Annotated in this window: 17 protein-coding genes; all 17 read left to right on the top strand. The window is 42.9% G+C overall.

Annotated features, from left to right (window positions below):
• Positions 1-323 precede the first annotated feature (323 nt).
• Positions 324-623 carry a nucleotidyltransferase domain-containing protein gene (locus A3735_RS10800; protein WP_068508309.1) on the top strand — a complete coding sequence of 100 codons (300 nt, stop codon included), beginning with the start codon at positions 324-326 and terminating at the stop codon, positions 621-623.
• Positions 620-1,099 carry a hypothetical protein gene (locus tag A3735_RS10795; protein WP_068567985.1) on the top strand — a complete coding sequence of 160 codons (480 nt, stop codon included), beginning with the start codon at positions 620-622 and terminating at the stop codon, positions 1,097-1,099. The genes A3735_RS10800 and A3735_RS10795 overlap by 4 nt, the downstream gene beginning before the upstream one ends.
• Before the next feature lie 386 nt (positions 1,100-1,485).
• Complete coding sequence (locus A3735_RS10790) at positions 1,486-1,785, top strand: nucleotidyltransferase domain-containing protein (RefSeq protein ID WP_068634328.1); 300 nt, start codon at positions 1,486-1,488, stop codon at positions 1,783-1,785.
• 26 nt (positions 1,786-1,811) lie between these two features.
• Complete coding sequence (locus tag A3735_RS10785; RefSeq protein WP_197485850.1) at positions 1,812-2,282, top strand: hypothetical protein; 471 nt, start codon at positions 1,812-1,814, stop codon at positions 2,280-2,282.
• 353 nt (positions 2,283-2,635) lie between these two features.
• A complete protein-coding gene (locus tag A3735_RS10780; RefSeq protein ID WP_068638042.1) occupies positions 2,636-3,007 on the top strand; it encodes a GxxExxY protein in 372 nt (123 codons plus the stop codon).
• Positions 3,008-4,547: 1,540 nt separating this feature from the next.
• Positions 4,548-4,946 (top strand): nucleotidyltransferase domain-containing protein, encoded by a 399-nt coding sequence (locus tag A3735_RS10775; RefSeq protein ID WP_068638040.1) that lies wholly within the window; start codon positions 4,548-4,550, stop codon positions 4,944-4,946.
• Positions 4,939-5,340, top strand: a complete 402-nt coding sequence (locus A3735_RS10770; protein ID WP_068637654.1) for a DUF86 domain-containing protein — start codon at positions 4,939-4,941, stop codon at positions 5,338-5,340. Before A3735_RS10775 ends, A3735_RS10770 begins: the two co-directional genes overlap by 8 nt.
• A 654-nt stretch (positions 5,341-5,994) precedes the next feature.
• Positions 5,995-8,463 (top strand): SLBB domain-containing protein, encoded by a 2,469-nt coding sequence (locus A3735_RS10765; RefSeq protein WP_068638038.1) that lies wholly within the window; start codon positions 5,995-5,997, stop codon positions 8,461-8,463.
• Positions 8,464-9,102: an adenylyl-sulfate kinase gene (gene cysC, locus A3735_RS10760; RefSeq protein ID WP_068637735.1), complete on the top strand. Its 639-nt coding sequence runs from the start codon at positions 8,464-8,466 to the stop codon at positions 9,100-9,102.
• 6 nt (positions 9,103-9,108) lie between these two features.
• The gene (locus tag A3735_RS10755) at positions 9,109-10,062 is read left to right on the top strand and encodes a Wzz/FepE/Etk N-terminal domain-containing protein (RefSeq protein WP_068638049.1); all 954 of its coding nucleotides are present in this window, start codon (positions 9,109-9,111) and stop codon (positions 10,060-10,062) included.
• A 110-nt stretch (positions 10,063-10,172) separates the two neighbouring features.
• Positions 10,173-11,300 carry a DegT/DnrJ/EryC1/StrS aminotransferase family protein gene (locus A3735_RS10750; protein ID WP_068553606.1) on the top strand — a complete coding sequence of 376 codons (1,128 nt, stop codon included), beginning with the start codon at positions 10,173-10,175 and terminating at the stop codon, positions 11,298-11,300.
• 44 nt (positions 11,301-11,344) lie between these two features.
• Positions 11,345-12,307: a glycosyltransferase family 2 protein gene (locus A3735_RS10745; protein ID WP_082865239.1), complete on the top strand. Its 963-nt coding sequence runs from the start codon at positions 11,345-11,347 to the stop codon at positions 12,305-12,307.
• Between the two features lie 57 nt (positions 12,308-12,364).
• Positions 12,365-13,378: a polysaccharide biosynthesis protein gene (locus A3735_RS10740; RefSeq protein ID WP_068638036.1), complete on the top strand. Its 1,014-nt coding sequence runs from the start codon at positions 12,365-12,367 to the stop codon at positions 13,376-13,378.
• A gap of 19 nt (positions 13,379-13,397) precedes the next feature.
• Entirely contained in the window at positions 13,398-14,504 is a 1,107-nt protein-coding gene (locus A3735_RS10735; RefSeq protein ID WP_068638034.1) for an NAD-dependent epimerase/dehydratase family protein, read from the top strand.
• Between the two features lie 6 nt (positions 14,505-14,510).
• On the top strand, positions 14,511-15,644 hold the full coding sequence (gene wecB, locus A3735_RS10730; RefSeq protein WP_304439989.1) for a non-hydrolyzing UDP-N-acetylglucosamine 2-epimerase: 1,134 nt from the start codon (positions 14,511-14,513) through the stop codon (positions 15,642-15,644).
• Positions 15,634-16,815, top strand: coding sequence for a glycosyltransferase (locus A3735_RS10725; RefSeq protein ID WP_156499601.1), 1,182 nt, complete (start codon positions 15,634-15,636; stop codon positions 16,813-16,815). Before wecB ends, A3735_RS10725 begins: the two co-directional genes overlap by 11 nt.
• Positions 16,816-16,845: 30 nt before the next feature.
• Positions 16,846-17,060, top strand: a 215-nt coding sequence (locus A3735_RS10720) for a hypothetical protein (RefSeq protein ID WP_197485849.1), incomplete at its 3' end; no start/stop codon positions are given.

The raw sequence follows: 17,060 nt of genomic DNA, 5'->3' as shown, positions 1-17,060 counted from the left end.
CGGGCTGCGGCCTACACCGAGAAAAGATTAAAGCTTTTTTTAGATGTGTCTCAACTTCTTCCTCTGTGCAGCGAAGCGCCCGGTGTCCTCTGTGGTTCAAATGTTTACCCCTTAAAGATCAAAACACAAAAGACGGTTCACCACCGAGAACACAGAGCGGCCTGAGGCCTACACCGAGTAAAGATTAAGGCTTTCTTTAGATGTGGCTCTATCCCGTCCTCTGTGCAGCGAAGCGCTATGTGGCTACCAAAGTCTAATTCCTTCCAGTAAGATAAGGCATGAAAATTCACTGCTTTAAATTATAGTTAGAGTCATTTGCAGAAATGAGAATTACAGAAGGGCAAGCGCAATCCATTAAAGGTATCGTTGCCAGTTTAATTGATCCTGGCGTAGAAGTGTGGTTGTTCGGCTCGCGAGTGGATGATCATGCAAAGGGCGGTGATATAGACCTACTCGTGGTGTCAAAGCACGATATCGACGAACTCGTATTCGTTGCGGCTAAAATAAGCACGCAAGTATCTCGCTTGTTTCATGGGCGTAAAACCGATGTGATACTTCAAACACCAAGTGTAGAGCTTTCGCCAATACATACCATAGCAAAAGAAACCGGGATTAAGTTATGACCCTAGATCAAGGTCAGTTAGAAAGGCTACGGTATCTGTGCCGAATCGTGTCAAAAGAAATTACTCATCTACAATACTCTGAAGGAAAGCTATTTGCAGGTGGTTTTGACGAGGAAAAGGCGGCGCAGTTAGATACTAACCCTGACTTGGCTGAGGTGCTCGAGGCCTATGTGGGGCGCTTCTGCCGCCTGCAAGATACGGTTGGTGATAAGTTGTTGGTTGCATGGCTCAAGGCTACGCAAGAAAAAGTAGGTGTCGCGATCGATAATCTGGATAGAGCTGAAAAGCTTGGCTATTTGGAAAGCAGTGATACGTGGTTAGAGCTAAGAAGAATTCGGAATCAAATGATTCACGAATACATTGAAGATGCAGGGCAGCTTAGCCAAGCAATTAATCTGTCAAAAGATAATATTCCCCTAATAGTGAACTTTGCTCAAAAGCTAATTAGTGATCTTCAGGGCAGATTTGATATTTGAGTAAAGCTGACACTTTCTCTGTGCAGCAAGCGCTCTGTGTCCTCTATGGTTCATCGGTTTATCCCTTAATTAAAGATCAAAACATAAAAGACGGTTCACCACCGAGGACACAGAGCGGCCTGCGGCCTACACAGAGAAAAGATAAAAGCTTTATTAGATGTGTCTCAATCCCTTCCTCGGTGCAGCGAAGCGCCCGGTGTCCTCGGTGGTTCATCGGTTTATCCCTTAATTAAAGATCAAAACATAAAAGACGGTTTACCACAGAGGGTACAGAGCGGCCTGAGGCCTGCACCGAGAAAAGAAAGCGTTTTCTTAAAAGCGCCTTAAGCACGCTCTCAGTATTTCCCTGTTATACTGACAACACTAAGAATTGTTGAGGGTAGGCTGTGCGGCTAAGTTCATTTCAAGTATCAAAAATTAAAGAATCTGTAGAGGCAGTTTTAGGTGCTGAGGCAGAGGTGATTCTTTTTGGTTCACGAGTAGATGACTCTGCAAGGGGTGGGGATATCGACCTTTTTGTTGAGACGGCGCGACAAATTGAAAATAGGGCGTCGGCCGCTGCTCGAATCGCGGCAAAAATTCAGATGGCAATCGGTGATCAAAAAATAGATGTGATTTTGGTGGATGCTCTAACGCCGTATCAAACTATTCATAAGCAAGCTAAAGCGCAAGGAATAGCGCTCTAAATAAAAAATAGAGAAGGATTATTTTAATGGGTAATAATAAAGACCGTTTACGACACTTGATTAAAGTGGCAGAAAAGGAAGCAAAGCACTTGGAGTTGACGTGGAGCCGCTTAAAATCTGAAGAAGTTAATCCCCAATGGGTTGCTGGTCTTGAAGATGATCTAGATATGGCTGAGCGGGTCGACGCGTTCGTCGCAAGGTTTGGCAGGCTTCAAGATCACTTAGATGATAAGTGTACTCCCGAGTTATTAAAACAAATGCTTGAAACGCCAAGTTCTGCAATCAATAACTTGGGACGAATGGAAAAGCTTGGATTAATTGCTTCGGTCGAACAGTGGATAGAGGCGAGAAATCTTAGAAATCGTTTGGTTCATGATTATGTAGATGATCATGAAGAGTTTGCGTCTGCGCTTAATCGGGCAATTGGGTTGGTGGATGTGTTGCTGGCTGTCCAGAAATCATACAATAAGCAGGCTCAATCGCTTTTAGCTCTTTAAGGTCAAAACACAAAAGACGGTTAACCACAGAGGGCACAGAGAGGCCTGCGGCCTACACAGAGAAAAGATTAAAGCTTTCTTTAGATATGCCTCAATCCCTTTCTCTGTGCAGCGTAGCGCCCGGTGTCCTCTGTGGTTCAAATGTTTATCCCTTAAAGATCAAAACACAAAAGACGGTTCACCACAGAGGGCACAGAGAGGCCTGCGGCCTACACAGAGAAAAGATTAAAGCTTTTTTTAGATGTGTCTAAACCCCTTTCTCTGTGTAGCGAAGAACCCGGTGACCTCTGTGGTTCATAGGCTTTATTTCAGTATAATGAATTCAAGTTACCAAGGAATGGGAGTAGTTAAGCGTGGAGAAGGATTCTCTAACTCAAACTGTTATATCGAGCGCGATAGAAGTACATAAAGCCTTAGGCCCAGGATTATTAGAGTCAAGCTATGAGCATTGTCTCATGTATGAACTATCTAAGGCAGGTCTAGATGTTAAGCGGCAGATCACGCTGCCAATAGTCTATAAGGGGGTAAGAATTGATGCAGGGTATAGATTGGATCTATTAATTCCTAATAAGCTTATTATCGAAATAAAATCAGTTGATCGTTTTGCACCGATACATACCGCTCAAGTGATAAGCTATTTGCGCTTGAGTAACATTAAAACTGGGCTGTTAATCAATTTCAGCGTGGATAGGCTCGTAAAGGGAATCAAGAGAGTTAGTCTCTAAAACTCCAGAAGCTCATTCACCACAGTGAAAACTTAAAACGAGTTTTTCCTCTGGTTTTCCTCAGTGCAGCGAAGCGCCCGGTGTCCTCTGTGGTTTATCGGTTTATCCCTTAAAGATCAAAACATAAAAGATGATTTACCACCGAGAACACAGAGCGGCCTGCGGCCTACACAGAGAAAAGATAAAAAGCTTTTTTTAGAAGTGTCTCAATCCCTTCCTCGGTGCAGCGAAGCGCCCGGTGTCCTCTGTGGTTCAAATGTTTATTCCTTAAAGATCAAAACACAAAAGACGATTTACCACCGAGAGCACAGAGCGGCCTGCGGCCTGCACAGAGAAAAGGTAAAAAATTTTATAGTGTGTCTCAATCTTTTCCTCTGTGCAGCGAAGCGCTCGGTGTCCTCTGTGGTTCAAATGTTATATCCCTTAAAGATCAAAACACAAAAGACGGTTCACCACCGAGGACGCAGAGCGGCCTGCGGCCTACACAGAGAAAAGATAAAAGCTTTCATTTAGAAGTGTCTCAATCCCTTCCTCTGTGCAGCGCAGCGCTCGGTGTCCTCGGTGGTTCAAATGTTTGTCCCTTTAAGATCAAAACATAAAAGACGATTCACCACCGAGAACACAGAGCGGCCAAGGCCTTCACAGAGAAAAGACAAAAAGCTTTTTTTAGATGTGTCTCAATTCCTTCCTCTGTGCAGTGAAGCGCCCGGTGTCCTCTGTGGTTCAAATGTTTATCCGTTAAAGATCAAAACACAAAAGACGATTCACCACCGAGAACACAGAGCGGCCAGCGGCCTGCACAGAGAAAAGATAAAAAGCTTTTTTTAGATGTGTCTCAATCCCTTCCTCTGTGCAGCGCAGCGCCCGGTGTCCTCTGTGGTTCAAATGTTTATCCCTTAAAGATCAAAACACAAAAGACGATTCACCACCGAGAACACAGAGCGGCCAGCGGCCTGCACAGAGAAAAGGTAAAAAAATTTATAGTGTGTCTCAATCTTTTCCTCTGTGCAGCGAAGCGCTCGGTGTCCTCTGTGGTTCAAATGTTATATCCCTTAAAGATCAAAACACAAAAGACGGTTCACCACCGAGAGCACAGAGAGGCCTGCGGCCTACACAGAGAAAAGATTAAAGCTTTCATTTAGAAGTGTCTCAATTCCTTCCTCTGTGCAGCGAAGCGCCCGGTGTCCTCTGTGGTTCATCGGTTTATCCCTTAAAGATCAAAACACAAAAGACGATTCACCACCGAGAACACAGAGCGGCCTGCGGCCTACACAGAGAAAAGATAAAAAGCTTTTTTTAGATGTGTCTCAATTCCTTCCTCTGTGCAGCGAAGCGCCCGGTGTCCTCTGTGGTTCAAATGTTTATCCCTTAAAGATCAAAACACAAAAGCAGGTTCACCACAGAGTGCACAGAAAGGCCTGCGGCCTACACAGAGAAATAAAAATATCAAAGCCGTCATAAGCAAGATCCTATCACTCGTGTTATTCTGTCTATTATCTAGATCATAAAATGACAAAGCCACTGAAACGGTTTAAGCGATATGGAAAACTCCGAGCTGGTTTCTCTAATAAAACAACATCTACCAAGTGTTAAATTGATTTACCTCTTTGGCTCAAGAGCTACTAATGAAGCTCGACCTTCGAGTGACTGGGATATCGCAGTCATGGCAGAGAAAAAAATACCCGTATCTACCTTATGGGAGCTTAAAGAGCTCCTGGCAAATACCTGTTGTGCAGAAGTTGATTTGATTGACTTGCTTCAATCGACCACGGTTTTGAATACGCAAATTATAGAGCGAGGTCAGTTGCTATATGATGCTTGTGACGCTGCGATGCCTTTCGAAACACGTGTTCTCAGCATGTATGGCCGTTTACAAGAGGGGCGTGAAGACATTATGACTGACTTTGTCGCTCAGCTTAAAGGACTGAAGCATGGATGATGTCATACTGAATAAGCTCGCAACAATAAAACGGTGTTTGCAGCGAGTTCGCGAGGAATTTACTAGCGAGGCAGAATTCAAACAAAATTACACCAAACAAGATTCTGTTTTATTGAATATTCAAAGAGCGTGTGAGGCCTCAATTGATATAGCTAATTATCTAATTCGCGTGCACCGGCTGGGAATACCTCAGTCGGCACGTGATAGTTTCGATATTCTAGCAGGGGCAAAATTGATTACGGTCGACATCTCTGGCGCGATGAAGCGAATGGTTGGCTTAAGAAATATAGCAGTGCATGATTACCAAGCGCTCGATTTAGATATTGTGATTTCAGTAATTGAAAAGCACTTGTCAGATTTCGAAGTTTTTAGTGCAGAAGTTATTTCGGAGTAGTGAGAAGCTGCCCTTAAAGATCAAAACATAAAAGACGGTTCACCACAGAGGGCACAGAGCGGCCTACGGCCTACACCGAGAAAAGATAAAAGCTTTCATTTAGATGTGTCTCAATCTCTTCCTCTGTGCAGCGAAGCGCTCGGTGTCCTCGGTGGTTCAAGTGTTTGTTTCTTAAAGATCAAAACATAAAAGACGGTTCACCACAGAGGGCACAGAGCGGCCTACGGCCTACACAGAGAAAAGATTAAAGCTTTCATTTAGATGTGTCTCAATCCCTTCCTCTGTGCAGCGAAGCGCCCGGTGTCCTCGGTGGTTCATCGGTTTATCCCTTAAAGATTAAGACATAAAAGCTGATTCACCACCGAGAACACAGAGCGGCCTGTGGCCTGCACCGAGAAAAGATAATAGCTTTCTTTAGATGTGTCTCAATCTCTTCCTCTGTGTAGCGAAGCGCTCGGTGTCCTCGGTGGTTCAAATGTTTATTTCTTAGGGTTCCAAGGAATGACAAACATCAAATAATGTAAACAAATGTTAAAATAGACCACTCCACCAACTAGTAAGCCCCTCCTTTAAATGCTAAATTAGCGCCCATTAAGATGATCGTCATGCATGGTCATCACAGTGAAGTACTCTCTAATAATGATGGAATCAGGAATGATCGATACACTCTCTCGCCTAAGGCTCACTGGGCGTGCATTTCTTTTTGTAATAGCAGCTTTATTCTCGCTTCAATCTATTGCCCTACAGCCTACACCGGCGCAGCTCGAACAGTTTAAGGGTCTACCTGCAGCTGAGCAGGCTCGTTTAGCCAAGCAGTTTGGTATGGATATTCCCAATGTAAATGCTGCACAAGCACCTGAGGTAGCGCAAACTAACAGCGTCATGCCGGTGGCTCAGCGACAAGTAGCTGAGTCTGTGGGCGGTGAAATTGACACCAATGCTGAAATGGAAGAAGGCAAGCTACCCGCTTTCGGCTACGACCTATTCGCCGGCCAGCCAACGACCTTTGCACCCATAACTGATGTACCTGTTTCATCTGATTATGTATTAGGCCCGGGTGACTCACTAAAAGTGAATCTCTATGGTAAAGAAAGTCAATTTTTCGAGTTGGTTGTTGATCAGGAAGGGCAAGTTTATATCCCTGACTTAGGGCCAATGAGTTTAGCTGGCCTAGACTTCTCTGAAGCCAAAGAAAAAATCAAAAAGACTATTGATCAAAAAATGATTGGTGTTAAAGCCAGTGTTTCGATGGGAAGTTTACGTTCGATTCGGGTCTTTGTTTTGGGTGAAGCTCGTGTGCCGGGTTCCTATGTGATTAGCTCCCTCTCAACCATGACCAATGCGCTAGTGCTGAGTGGTGGTGTTTCAGAGTTGGGTTCACTGCGTAATATTCAGTTAAAACGCAAAGGTAAGCTTATTCAATCGCTCGACGTATATGACCTACTGCTAAAAGGTGATACCTCTGGTGATGCCCAGCTCAAATCTGGTGATGTGGTATTTATTCCCGCTGTTGGCCCTCAAGTAGCAATAAAGGGCCAAATTAAACGCCCAGCATATTATGAGCTTAAAGGAAGCGGCTCCGTTTCTGATCTTCTGTCATATTCCGGTGGCATGTTGGCTTCTGCTTACCCTCAAGGTGCAACGCTTGAACGGGTTAACGAACAAAATGAACGTGAGTTTCTGAATCTAGACTTATCATTAAGTGCTGATATAAACCGTACTTTAAAAAATGGCGACCAGATTACCTTGCCTAAAATTCTGCCGAAGGTAGAAAATGTCATTAAAGTGGCTGGCCATGTAGAGCGTGCCGAAACGCGCCGTTGGACGCCCGGTTTACGAGTGAGTGATATCATTCAAAGTATAGAATACTTAAAGCCGGAGCCAGACCTAAATTATGCGTTAATTAAACGCTATTCAAAACCAGAGCGAACCTTAAGTGTTCACGCTTTCAGTGTCACAGATTCATTGAAATCTAAGCAAAGCGAAGCAGACCCAGTACTACAAGACCTAGATCAGCTGGTGTTCTTTGGTCTATATGGCGATCGTTCTGAAGAAGTTGCTGAATTAATCAAAGAACTTCGTCAGCAAGCAAGTATTTCTAACCCTTCAAAAGAAGTGTCGATCGGTGGCAACGTTCGCTATCCAGGCGTTTACCCCTTGGTTGAAAATATGACTGTCGAGAACTTACTTTCTGCCTCTGGCGGCCTGACAGAAAAGGCCTACCTTTCAAGCGCAGAGCTAAACAGAACAACCATTAACGAACAGCAAGATAGAATACAAGATAGAAGCATTATTCAACTTTCTGATGCGACCGCCATATCAAGTAAGCTTCAGGCAAGAGACGTACTAACCGTTAAAGCAATTCCAGAGTGGGCAGAGACTAAGCAAATTACCTTACGCGGTGAAGTGAAGTTCCCTGGTGTTTATCCCTTCCATAAAAACGACACTTTAGCAGATGTAATTGAACGTGCTGGCGGCTTAACTGAATATGCTTATGCGCCTGGAGCAATGTTTACGAGAGAAGACTTAAAGACTCAGCAGGCGCAGCAGCTAAGAGAAATGCAAGCAAGATTAGAGGCTGATATAGCCAAAGCCGAAGTGGTTGCAGCAAATCAAACAACGCTTGATGCAAGTAAAACTCAGGGTTTAGGTGAAGCGCAGGGTTTATTGGATAAACTCAAGACTACTCCTGCCTTAGGTCGTTTAGTTATTGACTTAGACAAGGTCATCACTGGGCAAGAAGCTTACTCAATATCTCTTAAGGACGGAGATGAGCTATTCATCCCCGAGAAAAAGAGCTCAGTGACAGTTATTGGTGAAGTTCAGCTTCCAGTATCTCAACTATTCGAACAGGAGCTAGATTATTGGGATTATATCGAGCGCAGCGGTGGCTTAACGGATAAAGCCGATGATGAACGAATTTACATCATTAAGGCTAATGGCGGGGTTCAGATGCCTGGCTCGTCTAGTTGGTTTGCAAGTAATGATTCTCAACTAGCGCCGGGCGATACTGTGGTTGTGCCGCTTGATGCGGATAAAATTGACCAAGTTGTTTTGTGGCGTGATATGAGTCAGATTTTCTATCAGATTGCGTTGGGTGCTGCGGCTGTTGGGAGTTTATAAATGTCTGGAAATAATGTTGTATGGCACGATCAGGCGGTAGCAAAAGATGAACGCTCTGAATTAAAGAAACAAAAACCTTGTTTAATTTGGTTTACAGGTCTGAGTGGGGCCGGTAAGTCTACTGTGGCAAATGCCCTTGATCGATGGCTTCATGATAATGGCTACCATACTTATCTGCTTGATGGAGATAATGTTCGTCACGGCTTAAATAAAGACTTGGGCTTTTCTGATGAAGACAGAGTGGAAAATATTCGGAGAGTTGGAGAAGTTTCTGGGTTGTTTGTTGACGCGGGAATAATTACTTTGAGTGCGTTTATTTCTCCATTTCGAAGTGAACGACGCATGGTTCGTGATATGTTTTGTCCCGGAGAGTTTATCGAAGTATTTGTTAACACTCCGTTGGATGTATGTGAAGACCGTGACCCTAAAGGTTTGTATAAAAAAGCAAGAACCGGTGAAATCAAAAACTTTACCGGTATAAGCTCAGATTACGAAAACCCCGAGAAACCTGAAATTGTAGTTGATACAGCGACGACCTCCGTAGATGTATGTGTTGATAAGATTGTTCAATATTTGTGTTCTAACGCAGTAATTCCTGCTTATTCACTAAAAGAAGATAATACAGCTCAGGTGTCTTAAGTGGAAATGGATAATAAAGAATATGATCAAACTGGACCGAAAATGGAAGAACAGATTGATTTACGAGTCCTGTTTAGAGTTTTATTTCAGAAAAAGTTGCCGGTAATATTGATTACACTGTTATTTGCGGTTGGCTCAGTTTTATATGCTTTAAATGTCAAAAATGAATATCGTGCTTCGGCAGTGTTGGTCCCTGTCTCAAGTGGTGGGAATAGTGGCGGACTCTCCAGATTAGCTGGCCAGTTTGGCGGTTTGGCATCTCTAGCAGGGCTGAGCATCGGGGGCAGTAGTGGTGTTAGCAAATCTGTAACCGCTATTGAAGTGATGCAAACCTGGGGTTTTGCAGAACGCTTTATTTCTACATACGGTTTGGAAGTAGAAGTGTTTGCTGCTACCGATTGGAAGAAGTCTACTAGAAAGCTAGTTATCGACCCAGAACTCTATGACCTTGAAAACGAAGAATGGATACGGTCTAAACTCGATGCGAATCTATCTGATGAACCTACTAGCTGGGAGCTTTACGCAGCGCTTTCAAATAGAATTTTCGTGAGCCAAGATAACAAGACCGGAATAGTTAGAATTGAAGCCGAGCATTACTCTCCAGATGTTGCAAAAAAATGGGTAGACTTGCTTGTTAAAGAAATAAACAGCTATATGAAATTGCGCGATCATGAAGATGCAAAGAAAAGTATAGAATACTTAAAGCATCAGATTAACAGGACCACCATCGCGGAAATGCGCAGTATATTTTATGAACTGATTGAAGAGCAAACTAAGAAGCTTATGCTAGCTGAGGTTAGCGAGGAATATGTATTTAAAACAATTTCTGAAGCAAAAGTACCTGAGCAGCGTATTAGGCCAAAAAGAGCGTTGATCGCAATTATGGGAACGTTTTTCGGCTTTATATTGGCTTGTGTCTTTGTGTTGATAAGGCATTACCCTTCAGCGACTCGAAGATAGTATTTATAACTAGGTTTCATTTGTTGTTTTTTCGGTAGTAGAGTTTATTTAACAAGAGTTTGGATAGTAGCAGCGCCTGATTAATGTGGCGGTGTTTCAGAGGAAAAGATATGGCAATTCAGTTATTTACCCCAAACTTTCGAGTCGATGAGTGCTTGGAAGAGGTTCGCGAGTGTTTAGAAAAAGGGTGGACAGGTCTAGGTTTTAAAACCAACGAAATTGAAGAGCGCTGGAAAGAGTACACAGCGTTGCCAAATGCCCACTTTCTATCTTCAGCGACAGTCGGTTTGCATTTAGCGTTAGAGGTCATGAAAACCGACCTTGGGTGGGATGATGAGGATGAAGTGATATCTACGCCATTGACCTTTGTGTCGACTAACCACGCGATCAAATACTGTAACATGAAACCTGTATTTGCAGACGTTGATGAATATCTGTGCCTTGACCCTGAGAGTGTTCGTAAGCAAATTACGCCTAAAACACGAGCGGTAATCTTTGTTGGTATCGGCGGTAACGTCGGGCGTTACGAAGAGGTAAAGCAAATCTGTAAAGAAAATAATTTGAAGCTAGTGCTTGATGCTGCGCATATGGCGGGTTCTCGATTAAGAGGTAAGCATGTAGGTTTTGATGCTGACGTAACAGTATTTAGCTTTCAAGCAGTTAAAAATATGCCAACTGCAGATTCAGGAATGATCTGTTTTAAGGAAGAAAAGTACGACCAGAAAGCTCGTAAATTGTCTTGGTTAGGTATTGATAAAGATACTTTTGCTCGTTCATCCAATAAAGGTGCATATAAGTGGCGTTATGATGTTCAGGATGTTGGCTATAAGTACCATGGTAATTCCATAATGGCAGGCTTAGCGCTGGTTGCTCTGAAGTACCTAGATCGAGACAATGCGTACAGAAGACAACTGGCGACTTGGTATAAGGAGTATCTAAGTGATCAGGAGGGGGTTAATGTTGTCCCTGATGCTCCGAATAGCGAGTCCTCTCATCACCTGCTTCAGGTAAGGGTAGAGAATCGAGACCAAGTCTTGGCAGCGTTAAACGAACGAGATATTTATCCAGGCGTTCACTACGCAGACAATACTGAGTATAAACCGTATGCGCAGTCAGGTGACCTGTGCCCTAAGGCGCGTCAAGCTAGTAACGAAATTATATCACTGCCAATGCATATGGGATTGTCCAAAGCGGATGTACAAATAGTATCTAATGCGTTGCTAGAGATAGTATCGTAGAAATAAGTTTCTAGATTAAGTATACAGGGTCTCTAAAGAAGATAATGATGGATCAAGGTCAAAGCAAAGTATTTGTGGTTGTTGTGAATTTCAATCAAGACCAGTACACAGTAGATTGTATTAACTCCTTGTTGGAGTCTGATTATGAAAATTTCCAAATTTGCTTAATAGATAATGGTTCCAGAGATGACGTTCGACAAAAGCTCGAAGAGAATCTACCAGAAAGCGATAAACTTCTTTTTCATCCCTTGCCTGAAAACCTTGGTTATGTGGGCGGTATTAATTACGGGTTAAAAGAGGGAAAAAAGGCAGCTGCTGATTATTTCTTAATAATGAATAACGACACCTTGATTGCAAATCAGTCAATTACTGAGTTAGTCGATTGCGCGAAGCGTCATAATGATTTAGCGATAGTGTCGGGGAAAGTATACAACTACGGTGAAAATGACTCGCTTCAATATGTTGGGCAAGCAAAAGACCCGAATAATGGTTTGAATCAGGTGTCGTTAGTTAAAGGCAAGCGCGAGAAAGATGTCGGCCAGTATGAAAAAGAGATGGAAATGGGCATGCTTGATGATATTTTCTGGCTATTCCATAAAGACCTATATATAAAAAATGGCGGCTACTCAGAGTACTTTTTTCTTTATGGAGAGCAAAATGACTATGCATTTCGCGCTCTCAAATCGGGCTACAAATTGATATACACGCCAAAAGCGAGTCTTTGGCATAAGGGTGGCGTATCAACGTGTGGTGGAGATAAAGCGTCCCCGCGAATAGAATACTGGACAACAATGGCAACCTTGAAATTGGCGGTTCTGCATTTAAGTGAAGAAGACGCTAAGAGGTTTTGTAACTACTGGCCAAAAAGAAAATTGTTAAAGATACTTTTTTTGATGATGAAGGGGCAGTTGACGTGGCAGCATTTTAAGTCTGTACATACTGCATACAAAAACTTCAAACATTGGAACAGAGTGCGTTATGTAGATAACGGGTATAACCCTTTTTAGACGCTGATTGAGCACTATCAAAATAGGCACTAACAAGAGATCAGCAAAGGATATTTGATGTATAAGAACAAAACGTTTCTAGTCACGGGCGGTACAGGCTCTTTTGGTAAAACGGTTACCAATTATTTGCTTAAGCAAGATTGTAAAGAAGTAAGAGTGTTTAGCCGAGACGAAGCAAAGCAGGATTTAATGCGCACCGAATACATGAATGATGCGCGTGTGAAGTTTTATATTGGCGATGTGCGCGATTATGACTCAGTTTATAATGCGTTAAATACAGTCGACTACGTTTTTCATGCAGCGGCCCTTAAACAGGTTCCATCGTGTGAATTCTTTCCGATGCAAGCTGTCATGACGAATATCACAGGTAGTGATAATGTAATTAAAGCAGCAATTGCTAATAAAGTTAGCAAAGTGGTATGTCTAAGCACCGATAAAGCCGTGTACCCAGTAAATGCGATGGGTATGAGTAAGGCGATGATGGAAAAAGTAGCACAGTCTTACGCCCGCACCTCATCTGATACTACGATTACCTGCGTTCGTTACGGAAACGTGATGTACTCTCGTGGCTCCGTTATTCCTCGCTTTATTGAGCAGATCAAAGCTGGAAAACCTATCACAATTACAGACGGGGCCATGACAAGATTTCTAATGGCCCTGAGTGAAGCGGTAGGCTTGGTTGATTATGCGTTTTCTCATGGACGGCAGGGTGATATTTTTATTAAGAAAGCACCTGCATGTACAGTTGATGATCTGGCAATTGCCTTGATGGAACTTTTTGATTCCAAGGTTGATATTAAAGTGATCGGCACTCGGCATGGCGAAAAACTATACGAGACACTCGCTTCAGTCGAAGAGTTATCGCGAGCAGAAGATTTGGGCGATTACTTCAGGGTTTCAATGGATGATCGTGACCTCAACTATGAAAAATACTTCACTGAAGGGAATGAAGAAGAGTCTAGTCTTGATGATTACCACTCTCATAACACCGAGCGCCTTGACGTCTCGCAAGTTAAAGAAGTTTTGTTATCTCTTAAGGAAGTGAGAGAGCAACTGAATATTCAGGACTAGACAAGTTAAATTCGATATTATGAAAATATTAATTACGGGTTCAGAAGGGTTTATTGGTAAAAACCTACAAGTGCGTTGCAAAGAAGAAGGTATTGAGTATGTTACTTATTCAAAAGAGAATACCGTCGACGAATTAACTGCGCACTTAAATGAAGTGGATTTTGTTGTCCATCTAGCAGGGGTTAACAGACCCAAAGATGAATCAGAATTTAGCACTGGCAATGCTGGCTTAACTGAGCTGATCGCGAACACACTCAAAGAGTGTGGCAACAACGCGCCTGTACTGTTTTCATCCTCTATTCAAGCAGAGAGGGATAATCCATACGGGCAAAGTAAGTTGAGCGCCGAGAAGTCTCTCCAAGGTTTGCTAGAGTCAGCGGGAAACCCTATTTACAATTATCGCTTGCCTAATGTGTTTGGCAAATGGTCCAGACCCAACTATAACTCAGTGGTGTCAACTTTTTGCCATAATATTGCAAATGATATTCCAATTCGTGTTGATAACCCTGAGTCTCCAGTTAGTTTGGTATACATTGACGACGTAGTTAATGGCTTTATTGATACCATCAAGTCAGAGCATAGAAGCGAATACCGCCTTCCAGAAATAAAGCCAGTTTACGAAACAAGCGTAGGGCAGTTGGCTGAACAATTAATACAGTTTAAAAATATGCGTCAGACAGGCGTGGCAGAACCCGTCGGTACAGGGTTTGTGCGAGCGCTCTATTCAACGTACATAAGCTACTATACTCCGCAACAGTTTTCTTACGAACTGGTGAAGCATGAAGACCCAAGAGGGGTCTTTGTAGAAATGCTAAAAACCAAGGATTCAGGTCAGTTCTCGTTTTTTTCTGCTCACCCCGGCATCACTCGAGGCGAGCATTATCACCACACCAAAAACGAAAAATTTCTCGTGTTGAAGGGACGTGCCCAATTTGGGTTCAAGCATATTGTGACAGGTGAGACCTTTACTATTGAAACCTCAGGAGAGCACCCAGAAGTGGTAGAAACAGTGCCTGGTTGGTCTCACAACATTACGAATATTGGCGATGACGAAATGTATGTCATGCTATGGGCAAATGAGATATTTAATAGAGACCTGCCCGACACGATTGGTTACAAGGTATAGGTATTGATGGTGAAAAAGCTAAAGATAGTTACGGTAGTCGGTACACGACCAGAAATCATTCGTTTGTCCAGAGTTTTGGCAAAGCTTGACGCTTACTGTGAGCATATCTTTGTTCATACTGGTCAAAACTATGACTATGAGTTGAATGAAGTGTTTTTTGATGACCTGGGTGTTAGAAAGCCTGACTACTTTTTAAATGCGGCAGGAAAGAATGCCGCAGAAACAATTGGTCAGGTAATCATCAAGGTAGATGAGGTGTTGGGGCAAGTTCAGCCAGAAGCGATTCTTATCTTAGGGGACACCAATTCATGTTTAGCGTCTTTGCCTGCCAAACGCCGTAAGATTCCGATATTTCACATGGAAGCGGGGAATCGATGTTTTGATCAGCGCGTACCAGAGGAGACGAACCGCAAAATTGTTGATCATATCTCAGACATTAATCTAACTTATAGCACGATCGCTCGAGACTACTTACTTTCTGAAGGCATACCTGCTGATCGAGTCATCAAAACTGGCAGCCCAATGTATGAAGTGTTGAACCATTACATGGATCAAATTGACGAGGCAGATGTACTCGAGCGTTTTGGCTTAGAAGCCGAGAAATATTTTCTAGTGAGTGCTCATAGAGAAGAAAACGTTGATACGCCAAAGCAGTTACGTGCATTAGCTGAGACTTTGAATACCGTCGCACAAACCTACCAGTTGCCAGTCTTTATTTCTACCCACCCGCGTACGCGAAAACGCATTGAAGAGCAAGGAATTGAGTTTCATGAGCTTGTCCAGCTTCAGAAACCTTTAGGTTTCCATGATTATAATAAACTCCAAAAAAGTGCCAAGGTGGTGTTGTCTGACAGTGGAACTATTACCGAAGAATCGTCCATTCTAAATTTTCCTGCTCTCAATATTAGAGAAGCTCACGAGCGACCAGAAGGGTTTGAAGAAGCTTCTGTGATGATGGTTGGTTTAGGCGTTGAGCGTGTTATGCAAGCTTTGGAAGTGCTTGAGTCTCAACCGGGTGGTGAAGAGCGCTTATTGCGTCCGGTTTATGACTACAGTATGCCGAATGTTTCAGACAAAGTAGTGAGGATAATCTTAAGTTACACTGATTATGTAAATCGGGTTGTTTGGCGTGATTACTAAGCAAAAAACGGTCATCTATGTCGGCCCATTTGCATTTCCTAACGGTGGGGCGGCAGCCAGACGCATACTGGGTATATCTAAATCACTACAGGCCAATGGATATAAGGTAAAGGTTGCGAGTGGTCAGCAGCCCCGTGAAGAGGCTAGTTCTTTCGATTATGAAGGAATTGAGGTTCACTCTCTAAATGAAAGAACGGCTGAAGCTTACCCCAAGCTGCTGAAGTACTTGGCTTACTTAACGATAGGTAAAAAAACGCTTGTTTGGCTAGATGTGTTAGACGAAAAACCTGATGCAATTATTTTATATAGTGGTTACTCGCCTTACTTTCTTAAGTTACTTCCTTGGTGTAGGCGTAATAACGTCCCTTTAATTTTTGACGCAGTTGAGTGGTACGACCCTCCCAGTAGGTTGCATGGCATTCTAAATCCGTATTATTGGAATATCGAACTTGCGATGCATGTGCTAAGCCCTAAATGCGGTAATATCATTGCTATTAGCCGCTATCTGGATGAGTACTATCAATCTAAAGGGTGTAACACAGTTAGAGTCCCCCCAACACTTGACACATCAAGCACAGAAGCTCGTTTAAAGTCTTGTGAATCTGAAAAAATATCTCTTAGCTATACTGGCAGCCCTGGCCATAAAGATTTTTTAGATAATGTTCTGGAAGCTTTGTTACAACTAGACCAAAACGGTGAAAAATTCTTACTCCATATTGCTGGCATTACGAATGCACAATTACTGACTTTTCCGGCACTACAAAAAAGAGGACTTCAGCGGATACCTGAGTGCCTAAAGTGCTACGGTGTTGTTCCTCAAGCCCAAGCGATAGATATTGTAAGAAATGCTGACTTTAGTGTTTTATTACGTCCAAATAAACGCTATGCCAACGCAGGCTTTCCTACCAAGTTTGTAGAGAGCTTTTCGGTAGGGACACCCGTTATTGCAAATCATACCAGCGACTTAGCTGAATATTTAAAGGATGAACAGACAGGCATCGTTTGTGCTGACGAGTCGGTTGATAGCATGTTAAGTGGTTTGACACGCATTATGAGATTGAATGGTAATCAGTTGAATGTAATGCGCTCTAATGCGAGAGGGGTTGCTGAGAGTAGCTTTGACAATACCGTCGCAAGTGATCTAATTGAAAACCTCATTATCTCAAATTAACTTCCTACGGATGAGTACACGGGAGTACTTTTGAAACAAGCTAAATCTGAAAGAATTTTGTTTATACATCATGGAGTGGGCTTAGGTGGTGCTCCAAAGAGTATGACTCAGTTGGCGAACCGTTTGAAAGGTGATGGTAAGCAAGTCGAAGTGCTGTATTTAAAAGATTCAGATGCGAAAACTCTACTTAAGTCAGTTGATTATCATGTTGTAGGCTTACCGCTGCGTTATTTCAATCATTCTTC

Source organism: Oleiphilus sp. HI0061 (assembly GCF_001635675.1).
The sequence above is the reverse complement of the archived record's forward strand: the minus strand, read 5'-3'. Positions and strand labels throughout refer to the sequence as shown.

Coding starts and splice junctions, on each gene's coding strand:
- A3735_RS10775 (WP_068638040.1), top strand. CDS start 4,548: ATGGAAAACTCCGAGCTGGTTTCTCTAATAAAACAACATCTACCAAGT.
- A3735_RS10745 (WP_082865239.1), top strand. CDS start 11,345: ATGATGGATCAAGGTCAAAGCAAAGTATTTGTGGTTGTTGTGAATTTC.
- A3735_RS10755 (WP_068638049.1), top strand. CDS start 9,109: ATGGATAATAAAGAATATGATCAAACTGGACCGAAAATGGAAGAACAG.
- cysC (WP_068637735.1), top strand. CDS start 8,464: ATGTCTGGAAATAATGTTGTATGGCACGATCAGGCGGTAGCAAAAGAT.
- A3735_RS10740 (WP_068638036.1), top strand. CDS start 12,365: ATGTATAAGAACAAAACGTTTCTAGTCACGGGCGGTACAGGCTCTTTT.
- A3735_RS10785 (WP_197485850.1), top strand. CDS start 1,812: ATGGGTAATAATAAAGACCGTTTACGACACTTGATTAAAGTGGCAGAA.
- A3735_RS10765 (WP_068638038.1), top strand. CDS start 5,995: ATGATCGATACACTCTCTCGCCTAAGGCTCACTGGGCGTGCATTTCTT.
- wecB (WP_304439989.1), top strand. CDS start 14,511: ATGGTGAAAAAGCTAAAGATAGTTACGGTAGTCGGTACACGACCAGAA.
- A3735_RS10770 (WP_068637654.1), top strand. CDS start 4,939: ATGGATGATGTCATACTGAATAAGCTCGCAACAATAAAACGGTGTTTG.
- A3735_RS10800 (WP_068508309.1), top strand. CDS start 324: ATGAGAATTACAGAAGGGCAAGCGCAATCCATTAAAGGTATCGTTGCC.
- A3735_RS10795 (WP_068567985.1), top strand. CDS start 620: ATGACCCTAGATCAAGGTCAGTTAGAAAGGCTACGGTATCTGTGCCGA.
- A3735_RS10750 (WP_068553606.1), top strand. CDS start 10,173: ATGGCAATTCAGTTATTTACCCCAAACTTTCGAGTCGATGAGTGCTTG.
- A3735_RS10735 (WP_068638034.1), top strand. CDS start 13,398: ATGAAAATATTAATTACGGGTTCAGAAGGGTTTATTGGTAAAAACCTA.